The organism is Rhodocytophaga rosea (genome assembly GCF_010119975.1).
Lineage (GTDB): Bacteria > Bacteroidota > Bacteroidia > Cytophagales > 172606-1 > Rhodocytophaga > Rhodocytophaga rosea.
The window spans coordinates 2906130-2928182 of sequence record NZ_CP048222.1 but is presented as its reverse complement, the minus strand read 5'-3'; the positions used below and the strand labels follow the sequence as shown (position 1 = coordinate 2928182).

The window sequence follows — 22053 nt, the reverse complement described above, 5'->3', positions numbered from 1 at the left end:
TTTTTTTCGCCCGTTTTTTGAAACAGTAGTAACCTTTATTCTATATATGGCTTATCATAGAGTTCATTCTATTTAGCATTAGTGGGCCTTTTTTCCTGAAGGGAAGAATAGTGGATAGCTGCCTGTAAAATCTGTTTGACCACCGCTAATTCCCCTTCTGTCCTTGGCGAATACACCATCAGGTAGGTAGCAGGCAAGGCTGCATTCTCTTTATATACCTGCCCGGCTAGCCCATGCAATTCCCCCCAACCTTGTGCCAACACCTCCTTGGTATCAGAGGGACTCAAGGAGAAATGCATCGACCCATCACTTGGGTGCATATGTCCCACTTCGCCATGGGTAGTGAGCACTACACTCTGATTGCTCTTTGTGCTATCATTTAAAAAAACAGCTTCATTATGCTTTTCAAAGTAGCTCTTCTGGAAATGAACCACCCCTTTGTTTTGACCTACTATTTGCTCGAAAACAGTTTTTTGCTTCTGCCGAATCAAATCGCTGTTATGCTGATCCATCTGCCGGTGTGGGATGGCAAATGGAGCAATTGTCGGTCTCTTGCCATTGCGCTTGGGTAGATTCTTAAGCGTCTGTACATCCCCAGACTTACCCATCTTGGAGGTAAGGTGGGATATATCCAGTGGATCTCTGAGTTTCTTATTCAGGTTTTGCAAGGTACGGAAGCCCTCCACAGTGTGTGGCAAGCCACCTACACCTAAAGCCACCCAGTTTTGAAATTCCTTGTATTCCTCCTCTGTGAGTTGTGATTGGATATAGGAAAGATCAACTCCTTTTTGCTCTGTATTTGCTAGTTTGCCTTTTGAGTTAGTCTTTTGTGCCTGTAGTGTTGAATAGGGCAGCGCAAATAAAGTAAGGGAAATAAGGAAGGTAGGGCTTAGCAGTTTCATAGTTCTTGTTTTTTTAGAATATCAAAGATATGACTACCACTGCTATCTACGGTAATACTTTTCAGGGGAATGCTTATGCTTTTTACGGGTTTACAGGCAGTTATCAGCTAATATGCCTGCGAAACTCTACTGGTGTAAGTCCTGTATGTTTTTAAAAAAGCGGTTGAAATAAGGTATATTCTCAAAGCCTAGCCGGTAAGCAATCTCGGCTACTTGATCATTGGTATGCAACAGATAACTTTTTATCTCAAGTATCATTTTACGCTGTAAATGGGCAGAAGCGGGTTGTCCGGTAAGGCTTTTGATAATTTCATTAAGGTAATTTGGGCTTATTCCTAAAGATTGGGCTAAGATGGAGACAGAAGGATTACCCTTTGCTCTCCTTGGGCTAGTTGTCCAAAATAGTCTTCAGTAGCTTTCCGGAAGCGGTTAAACCAGGCTTGGTTTGATTTGCTCTCAGAAGGTTGGGCACCCATTTTCTGCACATACAGCCGCCGAATGGTATGCAGGTACAGGGCTAGTAGCTTTTCAATCATGCTAAGCTTATCAGAGAGATCCGAATACATTTCTTTAATCATTTCTTGGGCTTGCCCTCTGAGTTGCCAAGCCTCCCTTTGATCTAAATTTAGAATAAGATCTCCTTCAAAAGTAAAATAAGGATAATCTTGGTTAAAACCTGAATGGGTAGTATCCAAGTGGGCAAATGCTTGCGAAAAATAGATGACTGTCCCATACAAGCGACCTTCGCGCTCCCAGGACTCCAGTTTTCCCGGATAACTAAAACTCAAACAAGACCCTTCTACCGAAACTCTTTTCTCATGAGTGGTATAGGTTAATACAGCGTCAGTGAATTGAATCACGCGAAAAAAATCAGATCGGTACAAAGGCATTGCCATCAGTTTGGTGTCAGGTTGGTCCTCTAGGCGCATACACATAATTTCAGGATGTAGCGGCTGGCCAAGGCGATAAGCCTGAAAAAAGTCGCTGATGCTCAGAAGAGGGATGTGTGACATAAACTTTGCCTAAAAATTTGCACTAGCACAACACAGGAACAGACACTAGGATCAGTCACAAATATTTTTCTCAACCAAGATACACTAGCAAGAGTTGTCTATCAAGTTTGGGGTGGCTGTTTATCGTAGACCTTATTTGAAAAATAGATCTTGACTTCTATCCTCATATGTAATATAAATAAATCAATTTTAAATCAAGTTATTAGATTTATACCCCAACCGTTGAGAGAAATCATTAGCCGTAGTACAATTCCATTGCAAACTTAGATTGATAAAAAAAGGAATCAACAACAGGCAAGATGGGTGAAGTTTTTCTACTATTTAACTGTAAAAATGAGTATAGGTAAAGTCAGTTAATACGTTCGCTAAATTTATTTAGAAGTCCATATATGTAAACATAAAGTGGGACTGGCTCAAGTTAAGGAGTTAACACAAAGGGGGAATTGGTAGAACTCAAATTCGATCTAACTTCGTCCGGTAATAATTAAGGGTTAATACTAAATGGTAACTCTTTTTAGGATGTGTCACCCAATGAATAAATCATCTCTGTGAGAGTTGTAGCTTTGTCTCAATAAAATACCAAATGAAATGGAAGGTAAAAAAATAACTATAATTGGACTTGGAGGCGTGGGAGGCTATTTTGGCTTCAAACTCGCCTATCAGTATAAAAATAATCCCACAGTTAAAATTACCTTCGTTGCCAGGGGAGAAACCTATACGAGAGTAAAAGCATCCGGGCTGACCCTGCTTTCCCCTGAGCATGTAGACCCGGTTGTCAGACCTGATACTATTATTGATGAGATAGCACACCTCCCGGAGTCAGACCTAATCCTCATTTGTGTAAAAGAATATGACCTGGAACAGGTTTGCCTGCAAATAAAGGAAAAAATAAAGGCGGATACTTTACTGCTGCCCTTAATGAACGGGGTGGATATCTATGAAAGAATGAGAAACATAATTACTACCGGTGTGGTTTTTCCGGCTTGCGTGTATGTAGCCTCGCATATAAAGGAAAAAGGAGTAGTAGAACACAAAGGAAATAGGGGAAAGATCATTGTAGGCAAGGACCCCCAGAAAAAAAGTAGGGAGCCTACATGGGTAGTGGATGTATTAAAAGAGAGTGGAGTGGATATAATCTATAAAGAGAATGCCCTTCCCGATATATGGATCAAGTTTTTCTTTATTGCCAGCTTCGGCTTGGTATCGGCAAGGTACAACAAACCCATCGGTCAGGTATATGAAGAACCTGAACTAAGAGCAAGAGCAAGGGCAATCATGCGTGAAATACAACAAATTACAATCGGTAAAGGAATTACTATCCCTGAAGACATTATTGAACTTACCTTTGAAAAAGCCTCGACCTTTCCCTATCATACCCCAACATCCCTGCAGCTTGATGTTCACTCTAATAAAGCCCATACTGAATTAGAACTATTTGCTGGAGCCATCATACACTATGGAAGAGCGCTACATATACCTGTAATGGAAACAGAAAAAATTTACGCAGAAATAAGGCAAAACCTTGTAAAATAAAAAGTACAATTGCCGGCACCTGCTTGGGCCAATCAGTGGCCTGCCTCATTATAGCGCTACAGCTAAAGGCAGCCTGCATGATTTAAAACTACGAGCATAAAGTATGCATTAAATGATAGAGAAAGGGAAAGCAATCTCCTTTTGTAACTACCTTCGTTTTAAGACATCCAATACAACAAAAAACCTTGAAAATGGCTCTACATGGCCCTATCTTCAATAGTAAAGAACTAGCATAAACAGTGTAAGTAGTAACCTTTAACAAAAAACAAAATCTCAATCGTTGAGTAACAATTGGTGAAATGGATTTATTTTGGTAATTATTCACTCATTATTTATAGCTAAAATTAAGCGTTACCTTACCATTCAATAGAAATGAAATATGTTTTAATCATTCACCAGGTAAAAGACTATCAAGTATGGAAAAAAATATTTGACCATGCATCCAGCATAAGAAAACAAGCGGGAGAGATATCCTATCAGGTTCTCAAATATGAAAAAGATGCTAATAAAATTGTACACTTTTCGCAATGGAATTCCTTAGACAATGCCAGGCAGTTTTTTGAATCACCAAAATTGGTGCAAATCAGAATAGAGGCAGGAGTAAAATCACCCGACTTTATTTATTTAGAAGAAATTGAAAAAGGAATATTGTAGTCATTGGGTAGTTAATTTAACTCCCCCTGGGTGTTGCACAACGTAGCGGAGTACAAAATAAAGGTATTGGCCTGCTTTAGGGTAATGATTTGAACATTGGCATTGGGCTAAACAGAGCAAGAGAGCAGTTTCTGTAGGTTATAAGCTGTGGCTGCCCGAAGCCGATGCACACTCGTAGCAGGTTCAGCAGCATTTTGTGAGCGGCTCCTTTACCTTTAGCATTGCTTCTTTTCATACCATAGTAGTTAAGTAAGCTGCCAAAAACAGGTTCTACCGTGGCCATTCTTCGCCCTTTCATTTTTTTACCTTCTTTGCTTTCTACTCGCTCCTGCATACGCTGATGATAGTGGCGGTAGACACTAAAAGTGAGGCTTTGTCACCTTTTATTGCCACAGCATGCTTTTTTTAGCGGACACTCTTTACAATCCTGCACCCGGGCATGGTAGTAATGAGTGGCAAAGCCATTTTCCATTCTAATGCCATGATAATAGAGCAACTTTTCATTGCGGCAAACATAAGCATTCTCTGTCGCATCATAGTGAAAACCTTCTCTGATGGGATGATAACTACCCGGTAAGGCAATAAAACCTTTGATCTTGTTAGCTTCTAGAAAAGCGAGGAGCCGATGCTCAGGCACGTAGCAGGTCCGTTCTCACCAGAACCGAAGCCTCCATCTGCTAATAAATATTGAAGAGGCAGACCGTAGTGTTTGAGTGTACTTGATAGCTTGCCTATTATTGCCACTAAATGTTTAGAGTCTCGTTCATCTGCCATATCCGCTTGTATATTGGATATTCCGGTGATGTTGACCCCCTTTAGCGATACTGACACACCAAAAAGGAAGTGGTTCAAAGAACCCGATGGTCTGACAATGTTAGTGTTTTTTTCTTAAACTTTCACCTTTCAACTCTATTCGGTAAGAGGTATGCAGCAGCCGGTCGAGGATGGCATCGGCAATAGTTGCTTCCCCAATTACTTCATACCAGCTGCTGATCGGTAGTTGAGAAGCAATAATGGTAGAGGCACGGGCATGGCGGTCTTCGATCATCTCCATCAGGTCTAATCGCTGTCCTGCTTCTAAAGGGGTTAAGCCAAAGTCATCCAAAATCAGTAAGCGGGTTTTGGATAGCTTCTCAAAGAACTTGATTAAGCTGCCATCTACCCGGGCCATCTTTGTTTTCAGCAGCAGTTTAGCTACATTAAAATAAGCTACTGAATATCCCTGTGCACAGGCCTGGTGTCCTAAAGCAGAAGCTAAAAAACTTTTGCCTGCTCCAGTAGCACCGCTAATCAGGATGGACTCCCCTTTGATTAAGTACTCTCCTGTGGCCAGCCCGTTGAGCAGGGATTTATCTAAGCCACGTGCGCTACCCGGCTGCAATTCTTCTATAGAAGCCTGGTAGCGGAAAAAAGCATTGCGCTGCAAGCGGCGGAACTTTCGTTCCTTTCGCTCATTTTCTTCTGCCTGCAGCAGTAGTTCGAGTCCCTCGCTCAAGGAGAGTTCATGGCATTTTCTTGTCTCTAGCAGTGCCTGCCAGCTGCGACTCATTCCGTGGAGTTGCAACTGACTGAGTTGGGATTGGATTTGCATCATCTGTTTTGTTAGTTAGGAGTAGATTAGTTGAGGGTGGATAAAAATTGGGTATAATACTCTTTGCCCCGGATGTTAGTATGTTCCGGCAAGGACCGTTCTATAATCTGCTCCTGGTCATGCACCATGTTGTTTTCCAGTAGGTTGCGCATAAAGCGGTAGGTGTAATTGCCATGTTCAATAGCAATCAAACATGCTTTGCGGAAGCTATCTGCATCACTTCTGCTTGCCAGGCGCAACAAGCCATCACAGGTGCGGTATAGCTGCTCAGGATAGCGTTTCTGCTGGAAGAGTCCTTCCAAAAGCTTGTAGAACTCTTCTGATTTACTTTGGGCTTTTTTCAGGTAGTATTCCGGGCTACGTTCCAGGTAGTGCCGATGGTGGGAACACAGGTGTTCTTTGATAGTGGTATAGCTGCCCATGCGGTAATCTCTCACATGCAAAGCTATTTGCTCGCCTTTGCTGTAGATATGCACCATCGAGCGGGTGTAGATCACTTTTACCTGCAAGCCAATGTAAGTGTAGGGTACACTGTAGTAATGTTTATCCTGAGCCAGGTAGATGTGGTTGTTCTGGGCCACTTTCAACTCCCGGTAATACTTGAGTTCAAAACTATAGTCTGGCAGTGGCCCAAGTAGGTGTTTTTCATCGGCTAAGAATTTTTCTTGTCTGCAGTAGGGCTTCTTTTGCATCCTGGTTTGATTATGTTCACGGATTTTCTCCTTGATGGCTTTATTGAGGGAGGAAAGATCAAAGAACTGTTGATGGCGCAGTTTAGCATAGACCCTGTTATAGATCAGCTTTACCCCGTTTTCTACCAAGGCCTTGTCCTGTGGTTTACGCACTCTGGCCGGAATCACCACTGCCCCATAATGATTAGCAAAATCTTCCATGGCACGATTAACATCCGGTTCATAGGGACTGGCTTTCACAATGGCAGACTTTAAGTTATCCGGTACCAGCACCTTTGGCACACCACCGATCTCTTCTAAACAGCACCGGAGGGCATACAGGAAGTCTTCTATATTTTGACTGGGAACAGCCATGGCAAAGCTGTAGTCAGAATAAGGCAGACAAGCCGCAAACACTTGACAATAGATCACTTCGCCGGTGTCTTTGTCAATGTAGGAAAGCTTTTTTCCGGCAAAATCGATAAATAGTTTTTCAGCCGCTTTGTGAGTTAGGACCATGGTAGGTTTACGGGCCAATAACTGCTGAGAGAGGTGGAAACAGAACTGGGAGTAGCCGTAGCCTTGGGCATACTCTTTTTTATACTCTTCCCACAGCAATCTTCTGTTGACACCTACCTGCTTGAGTTCTGAGGCAAAGTAGTCGAGCTTTTCTTTGAAGTGGTCAAAGCGGGTGTCTTTGTAGGCAGGATTACCGGCATGGTATTTTGCTTCCAGCAGCGGATCGGCTAGGGACAGCAGTTGCTCCACGCTTAATGGCAGCAGGGCTGTTTTGGCAAGATACGCCTTGACCGTATTCTTGCTCAGGGAAAGACTGCGGGCAATGAACTTAATGCCTTTACCTTGCTGATGCAGCAGCAGTAGTTGTTTGATCTGACTCATAGGTTTTGGTTTTCCAGCCATCGGTGCTCTGTTTGGTAAGTGATCACCAAAGAACCAAATCCTGTAGTCTTTTACGAGCAGAAGGGGGTCAGCATCGTCCGGAATCTTTCCTGCAAGGGCTGGTAGAGTCCGGAATTAGTAGCTATAGCTGCTCAAAAGTGGGGTCAATATCTGCCGGAATGACATAATCTGCAGCTTTTTAGCTACTTACTTGCCGGAATCCGGGGCTTCAAAAGGGGGCAGCATGCTCCGGATTCTCCATATATGGGTAATCACATGCTTATGAGTATCTACAGCCATACTAGACAGGTAGTACAAACGGGAAGGTTTGCCCCTCTTTTCGGAGAGTTTTGCATCCCCATCACTCATACTGATATGAGTCCGATTGTTTCTTGGACAGCTTTTCGGCTTGGCCCTCTTTTCTACAGAAGCAAAAGGAGAAGGTTGCTCTGCAACCTCAGCAGGTATAAACTCTTTTGCTTGCTCCTTTGTTCAATTACCAAGCAACTTAGCTCCTTACAGCCTTGGATACGCGAATTCTCTCTTTGATGCAACAAGCCGATGTCCCCGGATTATCCCTTGCCCTCATCAAAGGAGGCAAATTAAGCTATGTGAAAGGCTATGGACTTTCTAATACCCTTACCAAAGAACAGGTTAACGTCCATACCGTCTTTGAAGGAGCTTCCTTAGGAAAGCCCCTGTTTGTATATCTAGTGTTAAAATTAGTGGATCAAGGAGTCATTGAGCTAGATACTCCTCTAATCCAGTATATAGGAGAAGGGCTTAGCCAAGAAAAGCTGACAATAGTTTCCCGCCTGACTGTAAGAATGATTTTAAGCCATACCACAGGGCTGCCTAACACGAAAGCAGATCATTCAGAGTTAGCCTTTGCTTTTACTCCCGGCGAAAAATTTTCTTATTCAGGGGAAGCTATCCTGCTGCTCCAACAGGTAATTGAGCACATCACTCAAACCAAGCTGGAATCTTTAATGCAAAGGCAGGTATTTTCTCCGCTACACATGGTTAGTAGCAGTTATGTTTATCAAGTAAAGTATGATTCTTTGAAAGCTTTTTCCCACAATGAACTCCTGGAAGTAGTCGGCCGGAAAAAACCTGTAGAAGCCTATGCATCGAGTTCTCTGCATACCACTGCCCAAGATTATGCTAGCTTCTTAGTAGCCCTGTTAGAAGGAAAGGGATTGAGAAAAAAGACTTACAAAGAGATGATCAAAAGCCAGGTGCAGGTAGACAATAGTTGTGTTACTTGCTTAACGGCTAGCCCGCCTGCAAAACTATCAAGTAGGCTGTCGTGGGGATTGGGTTGGGGAATTGAACAAGAGAAAAACCATCTATGGCTATGGCATTGGGGAGATAATGTAACCTACAAAGGTTTTGCGATAGCCAATCCCATAAGCAAAGATGCTATGGTTTACTTTACTAACAGTAGTAATGGCTTGTCTATCGCCGAGGAGTTAGTAACACTCACCCTTGGTCATTCCACCCATACGATTGAATGGCTAGGTTATCAGCCCTATAACACTCCTCTCAAGAAAAGGCTACAGGACATTGTAAGGCAAAGTGAGGAGGCAATGGAGAAGATACATCAGAAAGATGAACTAAGCCAGTTTAGCAGTAAAGAGTTAGACTGGCTGGGGCAGCAACTGTTTAACAGGCGGCTGTATGGGAAAGCAATTATTATTTTTTCTCTTAGCTTGGCTACAGATTCCACTTCCTTTGAGGCACATGTAGGGATAGGCGAAGCTTATCTAAAGAGCCAACAGAAAATCAAGGCTCTTAAGTATTTAAAAAAGGCACTTGCCTTGTCTTTAGGCAACAGTAAGCTTGAAAAAAAGATTAATCTGTTAGAAAAACCGCAAGGGATGATTGATGCTCCACTAGCCCAAAGTTATGTGGGCAACTACCAATCAACTATCGGCGTGCTGAGCATTACACAAGACGGAGATGCTTTATTTGTGGAATTGGAAGGCAACCCCAAAGAAGAGTTATTGCCGGAGACAACAGAGCTTTTTTTCTCGGCTGATGCCCTTGTTCAACTCCACTTCTTGAAAAAAGAGGGGGTATATTTACTTGAAATAATGGCAGGTAGTCACAAATTTATAGCGCTCAAAATTGGAAATCCCTAACCTTCAGAAGTGAAAGAATATTCCCCTTAGTGAAACGAATCAGAATAGATTCGCAGGGAAGAGAATACAGTAGTAGAATCAATCTTTTTAAAAGAACCTAGAATAGCTTCCTGAAAAAACCTCCAGTAAATTGTTGCAATTCCAGTTTTTCCTCCACACAGACAACCCCAATCACGGGAAAGCTAGAAGATGGCAAGGGTAGTCTAGCCCTTTTAGATAAATGAGCAATAAAGCGTATCTTTAAAAGAAAAGCCATGGGCAACTATATAGAATTAATGAAACATGAAGAAACTGATAACCAGGGGCTGACTGTACTGAAAGATAGTTTTAATCAGGATGCCCAGAATATGAACCTACATTGGCCCAAGCTTTCCATGGAAAGAAGAAGAGAATTAACTACTAATATGAAGTCTATACAAAGTAGGCTACTTACTTTAAAATGAGCATAAGCCGTAAAACTATATTGGTCTTGTCCGGAAATAGGTTGACAAAATCGCCCAATAATCGTGTTTGAAAATCAAAGGGCTTATAGAATAACCATCTATGATTGTAATCAACTATTTTATTTTCCCTTTCGCCTATTTTCATTTTAAGTTATAGAAAGAAAAGGTAGTTAATTTAACTCCCCCTTTCGGGTAACTTAGATTTGTAATTGTGTCGTGCTAAAAAAAATTGGCCGAAGTCTCGTTCTGAAATTACAAGATTGCGCAGGCTGGGATTAGAATTACCGTCGCCCACTCCGTCAGGCCGTTAAACTTTTAGATGTTGATGATTAGTTGAATGCTTCATACTAAGTTGTCTGCCCAAGCTACAGATGAGTAGAATTACAATAGCTCTAAGATTACTTGTCAGCCCCGCTTGCTGCAAAACCCATGTTAGCGGCTCGTTGCTTGTATGTTTTGTCCTCCCGATTTAATTTGTTTAAAGTCTTCATATTTGGTAAAATACTCTAGTCCTAAAACTAATAGCATCGAGCTTATAATATATATTTTCTGCATTACCACTGACAAACCCAAATAACCTAAACCAAAAACGGAAAAGAAACCGTAATAAGTCAATAAGCAAACAATACAGCAGAATTTAAGGAAATGAAGTTTTGACATTAGGATAAATACAGTAATAGTAAATAAACCAGCCAATGTTAAAATGATCGATATTGTTCCCAGGTCATGCAAGGGTGTTGCAATTAAGAAAATAAATATTATGTTGGTAAGGCCTATAATTTTTAAAATAGCAGCCCACTGTCTGGGAGAGATCTTTTTTGACATATTGATAAAAAAAATCCCATAACCAACCGAGTGGAATGCCATACCAATAATTGCCCAAATCCTACCGGGGTTTTCTGAACCATTTATCGCTTCTGTTGCAAATAAATTGCTTATGAAATTTTTTGACCAGTCAAACCCTACAGAATTTTTGTCAAGCAATGAGCCGCCTGGATAACTCAAGGTTGCTATTACTAATAATATTACTGAAATAACTAGGCATATCAAAACCGAATACTTCTTAATCATCTGTTTAATTATTCTGGTCAACTAGTTATGTGTAGCTGTAGCAAAGTCGTTTGCAAGGACCGCTAACCTTTAGATTAGCTCAATATAACATATCTAATATTTATATTTCTTAAATGATGATAAATTTGTGGGTAAGTATCAAATTGGGCTTCCTCATAAAAGTAGAGGATGGAAAGAGGGCGGATTTAATAATTCGATTTTTGGTTACCCAAAAAGGGCAATTTTTATAACTGAGTTATTGACACAGATGGACAAATATAATTGCATTCGGTTAGAGTAATAATCAATGATTATACAATATAGTAAAGCTATATAAAGATGCTATTATAGCCTTACTATTTTTGTTCTACTAAATTGGGTTCCCTTAATAGCTGTTTTTTGAATCCCAAATTTAGCCGTATCCAGATGCTTCTCAATAAAGGGAAGATCAGGGGCATAGTAAAAAACCCCTCCTGCTTTCATCGACTGCAAAATCTGTTTGTAGCGCAGGGCATACCCTAGGTAGTCACTGTTCACTCTGAGGTGATGATGCTGAAAGTGGTTTGAAAAGCCTATATTGCTTATAATGCTACCCCAACTTTTAGTGGAAAGATCAAATTCAAACCAATCGGCTTGATAAATAAAGGGAGAGGCAGTTGCATTTCTGTCTATCCCATATGCCTCTAAGCCCATTGTCCTCAGATAATTTACCAGAAAAGCTTGCTTTCCACATCCTATATCTAAGATGGGCTCCGGCAAGTGAGCCATATCTATCTGTAGGAGTTTCAATTGCATAGGGGCTGAGTATTCTCCACAGACCACCTCCTGCTCTAGGTAAGCCATCGTGGGAGAGTAAAGAGACTTTACAAAAGGGTTCGATCTTTTTATCCAGCTCTGCAGTGCCTGGTAATGCCCCTTAGCTATGTGCTGTAGGCCTTGCTCTATTTGGTGTGCTGATAGGGATGTAATCTGATGGTGTAACTTCTGATAAATCTTTCTCAGAGCTATTCTGTCGACAGTGTTGAAATGGTAAAATTGATTTGCCTCACAAAGCGCCTCAATACTCTTATTTACTAAATGAGTGAAAAGTATTTCTTGTTGCCCGGTATTTAAAATCTTTAGTTCAAACAGATGTTCGTTAATGTAAGAGGTAAGACAGGGAGAAAAGCCAAAAGGGTTAAGTGGTTCCTTACAGAGCAGGTTCTTTCCTCTGTTGAATTGAACTTGCCCTTCGATTTGATTGATTAACTCCTCCAATGTATAGCTGTTAAAGTTTGTAGGCTAAAGATAAGTAAAGCAGACAAAATTTATCAATAAGCTTTTCCAGGTAAGATTTATTCCCCCCTTTGAAGAAACTGAACATATAGGCAAGAGGGAAAAGTAGGCCACCTATCACTTGTACACTAACAATTTTTCTCTTTTTGCCCTGTCATGTTTATTAGTTAATTCTAGGCAACCCCTAGCCGGACAAGACCGTTGACTGCTTTTCAAAGATTGGTTACTACCCTTTTCATGCAAATACGTTCAGCTGCATATGTATAAGCAGATATTATCCAACCTCACAGGTGGTAGAAGACTTGTGATAGCCGATGTACATGGGTGCTTGAAAACGATGAAAGCCTTGGTAGAAAGTAAAATTAAGCTTTCCCAAAAGGATCAGCTGTTTTTATTAGGGGATTATATCAATAAAGGTAAAAATAGTGCAGGCGTATTAGATTATATCATCGAATTAATTAAACAAAATTACAAGCTCTATCCCCTGAGAGGCAATCATGAACAAAGGTTCCTGGATGCTTGCCATGAATTTAAGAAGTTAAAAAACACCTCTGATCAATTCCCGTTTTCTACTCAATGGAAAAGTAGCTTAGACCTGCTGGATGAAAGAGGTCAACCTCAACAAAAGTATATTGAGCTGCTGGAGCAATTCCCATATTACTATGAATTAGATAAATTTTATGTAGTTCATGCTGGTTTCAACTTTGATAGTAGCACTCCCTTTACCGACTATTCAAGTATGGTATTGGTTAGGAATTTACACAGCAATCCTACTTCTAAAGTTATAGTCCATGGACATCAGATACATCAACTCCATGAGATCATACATAAAGTAAAAACAAGAAGTACAATCATCCCTTTAGATAATGGCTGTTACAAAAAGCTTTCATTGAGAAATGTTCTGCGAAATGCTTTTCTATGGAGAAAAATAGGCAATCTGTGTTGTTTAAATTTAGATACCTTTGAGTTGCTAGTGCAGAAAAATATAGATTAAATAAAAGGTTGAAGCCGGAAGTGGAATAATTACCTGAATCTCGAGGGGAGTGATAATAAATTATTTGGGGCAAAATATCCTAAGCTTCGGATGTCTTACCATGCCCTACTGAAACTCTTCTCCTACCTCAATTTGTAACTTACAGTTACTTGAAAGGGGGAGTTATTTTAACTCCTCTAATTGTAGAGGAGAAGCAAACAACTTGGATTTAACATCCGGATCCTAGAGTTAATAGAAAGGTAGAATAGTGTTATGTGAATACTGATTAATTTACTTTTGAAACAGGTATAACTATTTTTCAGGAAATTTTATTTCTATATAAGTTGATTGGTGAATTATATCCGGCTGACACTTATAGGAGTGCATCACCGAATTATTAGTCTACAGGTAACATCAGATTTACTTGCCTATTTAATATACTGCCTGGCCCAGGCAAAATGTGCATCAAATACAGACTCTTTGTTCTCCCTGATCGAAGTCAGAAAAACCTGGCAAGCCGGTGAAAACCTCTTTCCTTTTAACCAGATCAAACGCCAGTATGCATAAAGTGGAAACCCTGTAACAGGCAATAGCCGCACATCTCCCGTGAGCAATTCTGAACGTAAACTGTATATAGAAAGCACAGATGCCCCTAATCCGGCAATCACTGCCTGTTTGATGGCCTCTGTAGAACTAAGTTCCAGTTTTATGGAGGGATAAACTGATACCGTACTCATGTATTCTTCCGTCACGATTCTGGTAGCAGATCCATCTTCCCGGTACAGGATAGGCATGTCCTTTAGAAGGGATATGTCGCCGGCCGCCGCAGTTGTCCCGGGCATAAAGTCTCTTCCGGCTACCAGCCAGAGCGCATTGGGCATGAGCAACTCTTCTTCTACTTCCAGCTGGCCGGGCAAGATAGATACCAAAGCAAAATCAGTTTTGTTCTCCTGCATTGTTTCCAGGACTTGCCTGCGGTTAGTAACATCCATTTCTAACTTCACATGGGGATACTTTTTGTAAAATGGAGCCAGGTAATAGGGCATAATGTACTTGCCTGTAGACACAATCGAAAATTTAATCTTGCCTGTCAGCAGCCCTTTTCTTGCCAGCATCTGCTGAGAGATCTCTTCGGTGCTGGCGAGTATAGATTCGGCTATTGTTACTAGCTCTTTGCCAAATTCTGTAATGTATAACTTCCTCCCTATTATTTCTGTGAGGGGGATATCAAACTGATCCTGCAGGTTCCTGAGTTGAATAGAAACTGCCGGCTGGGTCATGTTAAGCTGTTCGGAGGCACGGGTAATGCTGCTGTGTTTAGCTACCACAGTAAATATCTTTAGTTGATGAAGGGTATAGTGCATAAATGAATGTATATGTATATCATAATAAATAAAAATATATAAGAGAATGTTTTGAAAGGATAGAAATAGGGTAAAAGAAAGAATCAGTGAGTAAACTTGTGGTGTCCAACCAAAAAGTTTTATGCAAGAAAGATTCTTCGAACTCACTGATTGTGAGTGGGAAATTATCAAGGAAGTAGTAGATAACCAAAGAAAAATCAAACATGACAAACGTGTTATTCTTAATGCTATTCTATGGCTACTTACTACAGGTAGTCAATGGCGCAACATGGAAAGTAAATACCCACCCTGGCAAACCATTTATTACCATTACAGGCAGTGGAAGAAGCGAGGCATCATCGAAGAGCTGTTGGCTTTTTTAGCAATCAGAGAAAGAAAAAAAGCAGGCCGACAAGCCTTGCCAAGCGTGTTAGCTATTGATAGTCAAAGTGTAAAGATTGTACAGTTTACTTCCCAAGACAAGGGCATAGATGGCAACAAAAAGGTGAATGGCAGAAAAAGACATCTAGCAGTGGATTGTTTAGGTATTCCTTGGGCTGTGCATGTAACAGCCGCCCATGTGTCAGACACTACAGCCGGTTATGAGTTAGCAGCTAAGCTGAAGGGTAAGTCTTGCCGCCTACATACACTAAAAGCAGATAATGGCTACAAAGATACCTTTGTAGAAGAGATAGAAAGAGACTATGGATGGAAGGTAGAAATTGTACAAAAGCCTGAAAGCGTAAAGGGCTTTGTGCCGGCAGGAGGCCGTTGGGTGGTAGAACGCAGTTACGGATGGCTCAATTTTAAGCGTAGATTGAGCCGTGACTTTGAGAAAAGCACAGAAAGTTCGGAAGCTATGCTACAATTAGCCTTTATTGACACACTGCTTAAAAGAAAACCAGTATAATATTTCAAAACGTTCTCTAAGAAAGGCGCTGTAGTTTTGAGAAAAAATAAAATATATGCCTGAGAGAATGCCAGCGACGGACAGCCGCATACACCTATATTACACCCTTAAGAGAAATAATACAATCCCATCCCTACACAAGCGCCTCTATGCGCACAACAGGCGTACTCCCTCCATACTATTTTAAAAGCTACCCTTATTCTCACCCTTGCTCAACTATAATATAACATATGGAAATTGGCTTATTTGTCAGTAATTTAACAAACCCTACCCTTCTGTTTTTTGGTCTTGGCCTGCTGGCGGCCACCTTAAAAAGTGACCTGGAAATTCCGGCAGCCAGCATCAAATTTATCTCTCTATACCTGCTGCTCTCTATCGGTTTTAAAGGGGGACAGGAGCTGGCACACAGTGCTTTTACCCTGGAGATTCTCTATGCCATTCTGTTCGGGTTAACAATTGCCTCCCTGGTGCCCCTGTATACTTTCTATATCCTCAGAAAGCGGCTGGGGGTGGCTGATGCCGGTGCCATTGCGGCTGCCTACGGATCGGTGAGTGCGGTAACCTTTGTAGCGGCTGCCTCTTTTCTGGAAACTTATCAGCATACTTTTAGTGGGTATATGGTGGCCGTGATGGCCTTTATGGAATCGCCGGCCATTGTTATCGCCGTTTTTCTGATAAATAAATATGATAAGCAGCAGGCAGGCAACACTGACTTAGGCAAAATACTGGGCCATTCCTTTACTAACGGAAGTGTGTTTCTGATCCTGGGAAGCCTGCTGATCGGCTACCTGGCAGATGCCAAACAAGCAGAAGGGATTAAACCTTTCACGACCGACATATTTAAAGGGTTTCTGGCCATTTTCCTGCTCGAAATGGGCATGGTTACCGCCAGACGTTTCTCTTCATTCCGGAAATATGGCCTGTATCTACCTTTGTTTGGTATCTTGGTGGCAGCCTGTAACGGCAGCCTGGTAGCCCTCGCCAGTGTTCTGGTAACAAATGATCCGGGCACACGCTTTATGTTTGCTATCCTGGGTGCCGGGGCTTCTTATATTGCCGTACCTGCTGCGATGCGCATGGCGGCCCCCAAAGCCGACCCCGGATTGTATATTCCCATGGCCCTGGGGGTTGCCTTCCCCTTTAATATATCTGTCGGCATGGTGCTGTACTGGTATATTATACAAACACATGTATCCGAACGCCTTTCTTCTAACTTATCGCAACTATTTACTTACCTACACTTCTAAAACAATAACGATTATGATCTCTTATTTTCGATTCCTGCTGCTTTCCATGCCTGAAAGAGAACAGTATCTCACCGAAAGAGCCCCCTTTCTTTTAAGTTATGCTGACGATACAAAAGAGCTTCGCTTGTATGCCGTGAATGATTTTTTTGCAGAAATGCATCTGGATGAGCAAAAGCTGGTGACGGAAATCATTTCTTTCAAAAGAACCGGCCGCCTGGAGCAACACACCCGGCACCTTAGTCTGAGGGGGCTACAGACATCAGGCGTAACGGGAGGCCATCTAAAAGATAAATTCACTGCCCGGTAATAAAGCAAATCCCTGCGGAATAGGGAATACCTGTAAGGGCATGTACGGATCGGGCATTGCTGAATGAGTATCCGCTCAGGTAAGCATTTTCTAATGTTATCCTAATCTTATTCTAAGGCGAGCAGCGCAAATTTGTAACGGCAGATCATTTCTGAAAATTTAACCAAAAAAATACATATGCTTCCAAAAACGCCCATTACGTTTGCCTATGGCGATGGCATAGGCCCTGAAATTATGGATGCCACCATCCGGATACTTACTGCCGCCGGTGCTGCTATTAGCCCGGAAGTGATCGAGATCGGAGAGAAAGTGTACCTGCAAGGCAATACATCCGGCATTGATGCGCAAGCGTGGGATTCGCTGAGAAAAACAAAAATATTTTTAAAAGCACCTATTACCACACCTCTTGGCAGCGGGTACAAAAGCCTGAATGTAACGATCAGAAAAACCTTGGGGCTGTTTGCCAATGTACGTCCTTGTTTGTCACTCCACCCATTTGTGACTACCAAACATCCCAGGTTAGATGTAATCATCATCCGGGAGAATGAGGAAGATGTATATGCCGGCATAGAGCATCAACAGTCAGCCGATGTCGTGCAATGCCTTAAACTGATTACCCGTCCGGGATGCGAAAAAATTATCCGCTATGCCTTTGAATATGCCAAAACGTATGGCAGGAAAAAAGTGACCTGCATGACCAAAAACAACATCATGAAACTCACCGATGGCTTGTTTTACCAGACCTTCCAGCAGATAGGTGCCCAGTATCCGGAAATTGAAAAGGAGCATCAGATTATAGACATCGGCGCTGCCCTGCTGGCTGATCAACCGGAAAAGTATGATGTAGTGGTTACCCTGAACCTGTATGGGGATATTATTTCTGATGTAGTAGCCCAGATAGCAGGTTCTGTAGGTCTGGCAGGCTCGGCCAATATCGGAGACCATTGCACCATGTTTGAGGCCATTCATGGATCTGCCCCGGATATAGCCGGGAAAAATATAGCCAACCCGTCCGGGTTGATACAGGCATCCATTCTGATGCTGATGCATATCGGACAAAACAGGGTAGCCGAAAGGATACATAACGCTTGGCTGGCTACGATTGAAAGCGGCTCGCATACGGCAGATATTTTCCGGCAAGGCGTAAGTAAAGCAAAGGTGGGCACCCAGCAGTTTGCCGACCAGGTGATCGGTAACCTGGATACATATCCGGCTTATTTTCCAAAGGTTAATCATAGCAGCCATGCACCCAAACCCTTTGTTGTACTACCTTATCAAAGACCTGTGAACCACAAGCAACTGGTCGGAGCTGATATTTTTGTTTGCCATGACAATATTTCACCCGATCAGTTAGGCGATCAGCTTACGGGGTTAACGCCTGCCGGCCTGAAGTTAAAGATGATCACCAACCGGGGTGTAAAAGTGTATCCACAAGGGCATGCAGAAACCTTTTGTACCGATCACTGGAGATGCCGCTTTGTGGCCGAAGGGACAGTAACAGAGAATGCAGACCCTTTATATGTTCCCCTGGAATATTCAAGGTTGCTTTCCCTACAGGAAGTGCTCTCGCGAGCCGGTCTGGAAATCATCAAAACCGAAAACCTCTATACATTTAATGGAAAGAGGGGGTTTTCTCTTGGACAGGGGGAATAATAGTCATTTTCGCAAATAAATAATAAAACCCAACCTCTACATGCGCATACTCGATATCAGTTGCCTATTAATTATGCCATCGGCTCTTTTCATATACCTCAACAACAGATACCTGAAATTACTCCCTACCATTGGGCTTACCTTGCTTGCCTTGTTTTCTTTACTATTTATTCTTTTAACAGGCAAGTTTATAACAGCAATCAGCCAGAAGGCACAGGAAATACAATTGGAATTTAATTTTTCCGCTGCTGCTTAGCAGGTATAAGACCTTCTGCTCAAAGACAATAGCAGGGAACAGAATTAGGAGGTTAAATTAACTCCCCCTTTCTTTTAACTCATCTACAGAAGAGGTCTTGCACTCTTTGGATAATCTTTGTATATTCCTTTCAATATATACTTTGCTATGTCGGGCATACATAAGTAGCTTCGGCATCAGTTAGTTTTGGCGAATTAGCTGACAACAAAGTGCGTCATATTTTTAATTGACATCTTCATAAACATAGTTCTTTTTATTGGTATGATGATTTCTGGGGTTTATAGCCATACAGATGTAAAACTATTTGAAAGTAAAACTACATTTCGCCCTGTTTCCAAAAATGAAATTTTACTCAATAAAGGAGAAGTCTGTAAATCCTTTTTTTTTAGCCTAACAGGTGCTTTTTATCAGTATAAATATACAGATGAAGGAGAAGAAAATGTACTTGATTTGCATGTAGCGCATGAGTGGTTTTTAAATCAAGGTAGTTTTATTTCTCAAACACCATCAGATAGATTTATAAAAGCTTATTGTGAAGGTAACATCTTAGAGTTAGATATAACATCTATACACGAACTGATCGGTGAATCTGCTGCTTTCCTTCAATTGGGGAAAATATTGCAGCAAGCAACGGCACAAGCTTATTTTTTTGATAATCGTTTGACACCTACTCAAAAATATCAATACATCTTGGATAACAGAGCAGCATTGATCCAACACTTTCCACTTAAATGGATTGCCTCCTATCTAAAAATTACCCCTGAAACAATGAGTAGAGTCAGAGAAAGTTTTGCTAAAGGAAAAATCATTTCTTGATTGTAATCAAGCGATAAAAGCCTTGCCAAGCATTAGGTTTGTATTTTAGTTTACAAGCAATAAATGGAACTTAAAGTTAAGGCCATTCGAGCTTTTATCGGAGCTAAAAACATTGAGCTGTCACGAAAGTTTTACCTCGACCTGGGTTTTCAAGAAAGCATTTTGACTGATAAAATGTCTTATAAGGAATAATAAATTATTTTTTTGCAACTCAAGTCTTTATTTCTAGTGGTGATCCAGACAGGCATGTCAAAGCCTGCTCAAGACTATGAGTATGGTTACTGGAAAGGATAAATCCAGAACCTATTCGAGTATCCACGGATCATTGAAAAGAAAATCCACATACACAGCTGATATGTACAATGAAAAATTTACCTATTCCTATTCTTATTGTTTCCATTTTGTTTATTCTGGCAGGCAGTATTGGATTCACTTATCATGTTCAAGAATTCTACCAGCCGGATGTGCAAGTTTCCCAATTACTTTGGGTTCTGTTTGTGCGAATTTTAGCTATAGTTTGTGGAAGTCTTCTGCTTTTAAGAATATGTTGGGCACGCTGGCTAGCCATTGCCTGGCTGGCTTACCATGTTTATATAGGTGCACTCAATTCAACATCTCAAATGATTGCACATATTATATTTTTAATAATAGTTGCTGTTTTGCTGTTTTTGCCAGTATCTACGGTATTCTTTCAAAAGAAAAATAAACACTAGCCGTGTAAGGGCAATACGAGGATAAGCTTTTTTAATGGGTTGATAAGCTTTATTGGTAAAATAAACCAATGCGTTCAGTAATCAAATACAATCTTTAGGATTAGAGTAGTCAAATTAATTAGCCCTTTCGTTTTATTAAACAGAAAATAGGCGAAAGGGAAAAGATATTGGAGTTCATTTTCCCCTCTTGTCCATTTACGAGGATTCATTATTGGGGTATAATTTTTTAACCTGGATATTTGTTTTAAAACATAATTCACATTTTAAGAACCTAGTATACAGCATATATTTTATAGCTTTTGTTATCGGTTCGTTATTGCGTTCCATATTTGCTTAGTGATTCACCATTGCTGAATTATGATACATACTTGGTTGTCTCTCAGGGCAAATTCTTTGGCTCCCCAGGGACGAAGGGTGACTTTATTAAGATTTGGATGTAGAAATTCTGGATGTGATGAACTTACTTTTTTGTAGATTTCATCAATACTATGGGTTACAAGTCTAAATTCAGGATTATGTTCTTTTGCTAGTTCTTTATTTTCAAACAGGTACAGTTGTAGTTGGTTCTTTTCGAGTACACAAAACGGATTTTTTGACTTCAATTCTTCATATTCCATATTAAATTCAAGACAATCAACAAATAGTTTTAATCCGTCTTTAATATCTATATAATAGGCATTAGGAATTAATTTGGCAAAATTCATAATAGATTTTATTTTAGAGAATGTTTTGAAAGGATAGAAATAGGGTAAAAGAAAGAATCAGTGAGTAAACTTGTGGTGTCCAACCAAAAAGTTTTATGCAAGAAAGATTCTTCGAACTCACTGATTGTGAGTGGGAAATTATCAAGGAAGTAGTAGATAACCAAAGAAAAATCAAACATGACAAACGTGTTATTCTTAATGCTATTCTATGGCTACTTACTACAGGTAGTCAATGGCGCAACATGGAAAGTAAATACCCACCCTGGCAAACCATTTATTACCATTACAGGCAGTGGAAGAAGCGAGGCATCATCGAAGAGCTGTTGGCTTTTTTAGCAATCAGAGAAAGAAAAAAAGCAGGCCGACAAGCCTTGCCAAGCGTGTTAGCTATTGATAGTCAAAGTGTAAAGATTGTACAGTTTACTTCCCAAGACAAGGGCATAGATGGCAACAAAAAGGTGAATGGCAGAAAAAGACATCTAGCAGTGGATTGTTTAGGTATTCCTTGGGCTGTGCATGTAACAGCCGCCCATGTGTCAGACACTACAGCCGGTTATGAGTTAGCAGCTAAGCTGAAGGGTAAGTCTTGCCGCCTACATACACTAAAAGCAGATAATGGCTACAAAGATACCTTTGTAGAAGAGATAGAAAGAGACTATGGATGGAAGGTAGAAATTGTACAAAAGCCTGAAAGCGTAAAGGGCTTTGTGCCGGCAGGAGGCCGTTGGGTGGTAGAACGCAGTTACGGATGGCTCAATTTTAAGCGTAGATTGAGCCGTGACTTTGAGAAAAGCACAGAAAGTTCGGAAGCTATGCTACAATTAGCCTTTATTGACACACTGCTTAAAAGAAAACCAGTATAATATTTCAAAACGTTCTCTTAATTGATTTTGATGACATATCTGTTCACAAAGATGTCATTTGTTTTTACTTCTCGTGCTTGATTACAATCAAG

The 22053-nt window shown here is 40.9% G+C and carries 25 protein-coding genes; 13 read left to right on the top strand and 12 right to left on the bottom strand.

Features of this window, described 5'->3' with window-relative positions:
- Positions 1-68: 68 nt before the first annotated feature.
- The 3 genes from GXP67_RS12265 to GXP67_RS12255 all read right to left on the bottom strand — a co-directional run bounded on the left by GXP67_RS12265 (position 69) and on the right by GXP67_RS12255 (position 1915).
- A complete protein-coding gene (locus GXP67_RS12265; protein ID WP_162443381.1) occupies positions 69-902 on the bottom strand; it encodes a luciferase domain-containing protein in 834 nt (277 codons plus the stop codon).
- 126 nt (positions 903-1028) lie between these two features.
- Positions 1029-1208, bottom strand: a complete 180-nt coding sequence (locus GXP67_RS12260; RefSeq protein WP_232065279.1) for a helix-turn-helix domain-containing protein — start codon at positions 1206-1208, stop codon at positions 1029-1031.
- A 41-nt stretch (positions 1209-1249) separates the two neighbouring features.
- Complete coding sequence (locus tag GXP67_RS12255; RefSeq protein ID WP_162443380.1) at positions 1250-1915, bottom strand: hypothetical protein; 666 nt, start codon at positions 1913-1915, stop codon at positions 1250-1252.
- Between the two features lie 588 nt (positions 1916-2503).
- Here GXP67_RS12255 and GXP67_RS12250 point away from each other — a divergent pair.
- The gene (locus GXP67_RS12250; RefSeq protein ID WP_162443379.1) at positions 2504-3448 is read left to right on the top strand and encodes a ketopantoate reductase family protein; all 945 of its coding nucleotides are present in this window, start codon (positions 2504-2506) and stop codon (positions 3446-3448) included.
- Positions 3449-3820: 372 nt separating this feature from the next.
- Positions 3821-4102, top strand: a complete 282-nt coding sequence (locus tag GXP67_RS12245) for an antibiotic biosynthesis monooxygenase (protein WP_162443378.1) — start codon at positions 3821-3823, stop codon at positions 4100-4102.
- Between the two features lie 76 nt (positions 4103-4178).
- Here the strand turns inward: GXP67_RS12245 and GXP67_RS12240 are convergent, their stop codons facing one another.
- The 5 genes from GXP67_RS12240 to GXP67_RS12220 all read right to left on the bottom strand — a co-directional run bounded on the left by GXP67_RS12240 (position 4179) and on the right by GXP67_RS12220 (position 7633).
- Positions 4179-4436, bottom strand: a complete 258-nt coding sequence (locus tag GXP67_RS12240; RefSeq protein ID WP_162443377.1) for a transposase — start codon at positions 4434-4436, stop codon at positions 4179-4181.
- Positions 4437-4478: 42 nt separating this feature from the next.
- On the bottom strand, positions 4479-4739 hold the full coding sequence (locus GXP67_RS12235; protein ID WP_162443376.1) for a hypothetical protein: 261 nt from the start codon (positions 4737-4739) through the stop codon (positions 4479-4481).
- Positions 4740-4976: 237 nt separating this feature from the next.
- Positions 4977-5696, bottom strand: a complete 720-nt coding sequence (gene istB, locus GXP67_RS12230; RefSeq protein ID WP_162443375.1) for an IS21-like element helper ATPase IstB — start codon at positions 5694-5696, stop codon at positions 4977-4979.
- 23 nt (positions 5697-5719) lie between these two features.
- The gene (istA, locus tag GXP67_RS12225) at positions 5720-7285 is read right to left on the bottom strand and encodes an IS21 family transposase (RefSeq protein WP_162442237.1); all 1566 of its coding nucleotides are present in this window, start codon (positions 7283-7285) and stop codon (positions 5720-5722) included.
- Positions 7286-7471: 186 nt separating this feature from the next.
- On the bottom strand, positions 7472-7633 hold the full coding sequence (locus GXP67_RS12220) for a hypothetical protein (protein ID WP_162443374.1): 162 nt from the start codon (positions 7631-7633) through the stop codon (positions 7472-7474).
- 155 nt (positions 7634-7788) lie between these two features.
- On the opposite strand from GXP67_RS12220, the gene GXP67_RS12215 reads away from it, so the two are divergent.
- Complete coding sequence (locus GXP67_RS12215) at positions 7789-9408, top strand: serine hydrolase (protein WP_162443373.1); 1620 nt, start codon at positions 7789-7791, stop codon at positions 9406-9408.
- 254 nt (positions 9409-9662) lie between these two features.
- Positions 9663-9851: a hypothetical protein gene (locus GXP67_RS12210; protein WP_162443372.1), complete on the top strand. Its 189-nt coding sequence runs from the start codon at positions 9663-9665 to the stop codon at positions 9849-9851.
- A 432-nt stretch (positions 9852-10283) separates the two neighbouring features.
- Here the strand turns inward: GXP67_RS12210 and GXP67_RS12205 are convergent, their stop codons facing one another.
- On the bottom strand, positions 10284-10922 hold the full coding sequence (locus tag GXP67_RS12205) for a hypothetical protein (RefSeq protein ID WP_232065185.1): 639 nt from the start codon (positions 10920-10922) through the stop codon (positions 10284-10286).
- 324 nt (positions 10923-11246) lie between these two features.
- Complete coding sequence (locus GXP67_RS12200; RefSeq protein WP_162443371.1) at positions 11247-11744, bottom strand: class I SAM-dependent methyltransferase; 498 nt, start codon at positions 11742-11744, stop codon at positions 11247-11249.
- A 778-nt stretch (positions 11745-12522) separates the two neighbouring features.
- Between GXP67_RS12200 and GXP67_RS12195 the strand changes: the two genes are divergently transcribed.
- On the top strand, positions 12523-13170 hold the full coding sequence (locus GXP67_RS12195; protein ID WP_232065183.1) for a metallophosphoesterase: 648 nt from the start codon (positions 12523-12525) through the stop codon (positions 13168-13170).
- Between the two features lie 407 nt (positions 13171-13577).
- On the opposite strand, the gene GXP67_RS12190 is transcribed toward GXP67_RS12195, so the two are convergent.
- Positions 13578-14513: a LysR family transcriptional regulator gene (locus GXP67_RS12190; RefSeq protein ID WP_162443369.1), complete on the bottom strand. Its 936-nt coding sequence runs from the start codon at positions 14511-14513 to the stop codon at positions 13578-13580.
- 121 nt (positions 14514-14634) lie between these two features.
- On the opposite strand from GXP67_RS12190, the gene GXP67_RS12185 reads away from it, so the two are divergent.
- The 7 genes from GXP67_RS12185 to GXP67_RS12155 all read left to right on the top strand — a co-directional run bounded on the left by GXP67_RS12185 (position 14635) and on the right by GXP67_RS12155 (position 20394).
- On the top strand, positions 14635-15402 hold the full coding sequence (locus tag GXP67_RS12185) for an IS5 family transposase (RefSeq protein ID WP_162441854.1): 768 nt from the start codon (positions 14635-14637) through the stop codon (positions 15400-15402).
- Between the two features lie 230 nt (positions 15403-15632).
- Complete coding sequence (locus GXP67_RS12180; RefSeq protein ID WP_162443368.1) at positions 15633-16649, top strand: sodium-dependent bicarbonate transport family permease; 1017 nt, start codon at positions 15633-15635, stop codon at positions 16647-16649.
- Positions 16650-16662: 13 nt separating this feature from the next.
- The gene (locus GXP67_RS12175; RefSeq protein WP_162443367.1) at positions 16663-16956 is read left to right on the top strand and encodes a hypothetical protein; all 294 of its coding nucleotides are present in this window, start codon (positions 16663-16665) and stop codon (positions 16954-16956) included.
- A 177-nt stretch (positions 16957-17133) separates the two neighbouring features.
- Positions 17134-18609: an NADP-dependent isocitrate dehydrogenase gene (locus tag GXP67_RS12170; RefSeq protein WP_162443366.1), complete on the top strand. Its 1476-nt coding sequence runs from the start codon at positions 17134-17136 to the stop codon at positions 18607-18609.
- Positions 18610-18649: 40 nt separating this feature from the next.
- Positions 18650-18865, top strand: coding sequence for a hypothetical protein (locus tag GXP67_RS12165; RefSeq protein WP_162443365.1), 216 nt, complete (start codon positions 18650-18652; stop codon positions 18863-18865).
- Positions 18866-19126: 261 nt separating this feature from the next.
- Positions 19127-19681, top strand: a complete 555-nt coding sequence (locus GXP67_RS12160; protein WP_162443364.1) for a Crp/Fnr family transcriptional regulator — start codon at positions 19127-19129, stop codon at positions 19679-19681.
- A 362-nt stretch (positions 19682-20043) separates the two neighbouring features.
- On the top strand, positions 20044-20394 hold the full coding sequence (locus GXP67_RS12155; protein WP_162443363.1) for a hypothetical protein: 351 nt from the start codon (positions 20044-20046) through the stop codon (positions 20392-20394).
- 341 nt (positions 20395-20735) lie between these two features.
- On the opposite strand, the gene GXP67_RS12150 is transcribed toward GXP67_RS12155, so the two are convergent.
- Positions 20736-21098, bottom strand: a complete 363-nt coding sequence (locus GXP67_RS12150) for a VOC family protein (protein ID WP_162443362.1) — start codon at positions 21096-21098, stop codon at positions 20736-20738.
- A 95-nt stretch (positions 21099-21193) separates the two neighbouring features.
- Here GXP67_RS12150 and GXP67_RS12145 point away from each other — a divergent pair, with 95 nt between their 5' ends.
- Positions 21194-21961 (top strand): IS5 family transposase, encoded by a 768-nt coding sequence (locus GXP67_RS12145; RefSeq protein WP_162441854.1) that lies wholly within the window; start codon positions 21194-21196, stop codon positions 21959-21961.
- Positions 21962-22053 lie beyond the last annotated feature (92 nt).

Coding starts and splice junctions, on each gene's coding strand:
- GXP67_RS12265 (WP_162443381.1), bottom strand. CDS start 902: ATGAAACTGCTAAGCCCTACCTTCCTTATTTCCCTTACTTTATTTGCG.
- GXP67_RS12255 (WP_162443380.1), bottom strand. CDS start 1,915: ATGTCACACATCCCTCTTCTGAGCATCAGCGACTTTTTTCAGGCTTAT.
- GXP67_RS12250 (WP_162443379.1), top strand. CDS start 2,504: ATGGAAGGTAAAAAAATAACTATAATTGGACTTGGAGGCGTGGGAGGC.
- GXP67_RS12245 (WP_162443378.1), top strand. CDS start 3,821: ATGAAATATGTTTTAATCATTCACCAGGTAAAAGACTATCAAGTATGG.
- GXP67_RS12240 (WP_162443377.1), bottom strand. CDS start 4,436: ATGCAGGAGCGAGTAGAAAGCAAAGAAGGTAAAAAAATGAAAGGGCGA.
- istB (WP_162443375.1), bottom strand. CDS start 5,696: ATGATGCAAATCCAATCCCAACTCAGTCAGTTGCAACTCCACGGAATG.
- istA (WP_162442237.1), bottom strand. CDS start 7,285: ATGGCTGGAAAACCAAAACCTATGAGTCAGATCAAACAACTACTGCTG.
- GXP67_RS12220 (WP_162443374.1), bottom strand. CDS start 7,633: ATGAGTGATGGGGATGCAAAACTCTCCGAAAAGAGGGGCAAACCTTCC.
- GXP67_RS12210 (WP_162443372.1), top strand. CDS start 9,663: ATGGGCAACTATATAGAATTAATGAAACATGAAGAAACTGATAACCAG.
- GXP67_RS12205 (WP_232065185.1), bottom strand. CDS start 10,922: ATGATTAAGAAGTATTCGGTTTTGATATGCCTAGTTATTTCAGTAATA.
- GXP67_RS12200 (WP_162443371.1), bottom strand. CDS start 11,744: ATGGCTTACCTAGAGCAGGAGGTGGTCTGTGGAGAATACTCAGCCCCT.
- GXP67_RS12190 (WP_162443369.1), bottom strand. CDS start 14,513: ATGCACTATACCCTTCATCAACTAAAGATATTTACTGTGGTAGCTAAA.
- GXP67_RS12185 (WP_162441854.1), top strand. CDS start 14,635: ATGCAAGAAAGATTCTTCGAACTCACTGATTGTGAGTGGGAAATTATC.
- GXP67_RS12180 (WP_162443368.1), top strand. CDS start 15,633: ATGGAAATTGGCTTATTTGTCAGTAATTTAACAAACCCTACCCTTCTG.
- GXP67_RS12175 (WP_162443367.1), top strand. CDS start 16,663: ATGATCTCTTATTTTCGATTCCTGCTGCTTTCCATGCCTGAAAGAGAA.
- GXP67_RS12170 (WP_162443366.1), top strand. CDS start 17,134: ATGCTTCCAAAAACGCCCATTACGTTTGCCTATGGCGATGGCATAGGC.
- GXP67_RS12165 (WP_162443365.1), top strand. CDS start 18,650: ATGCGCATACTCGATATCAGTTGCCTATTAATTATGCCATCGGCTCTT.
- GXP67_RS12160 (WP_162443364.1), top strand. CDS start 19,127: ATGATGATTTCTGGGGTTTATAGCCATACAGATGTAAAACTATTTGAA.
- GXP67_RS12155 (WP_162443363.1), top strand. CDS start 20,044: ATGAAAAATTTACCTATTCCTATTCTTATTGTTTCCATTTTGTTTATT.
- GXP67_RS12150 (WP_162443362.1), bottom strand. CDS start 21,098: ATGAATTTTGCCAAATTAATTCCTAATGCCTATTATATAGATATTAAA.
- GXP67_RS12145 (WP_162441854.1), top strand. CDS start 21,194: ATGCAAGAAAGATTCTTCGAACTCACTGATTGTGAGTGGGAAATTATC.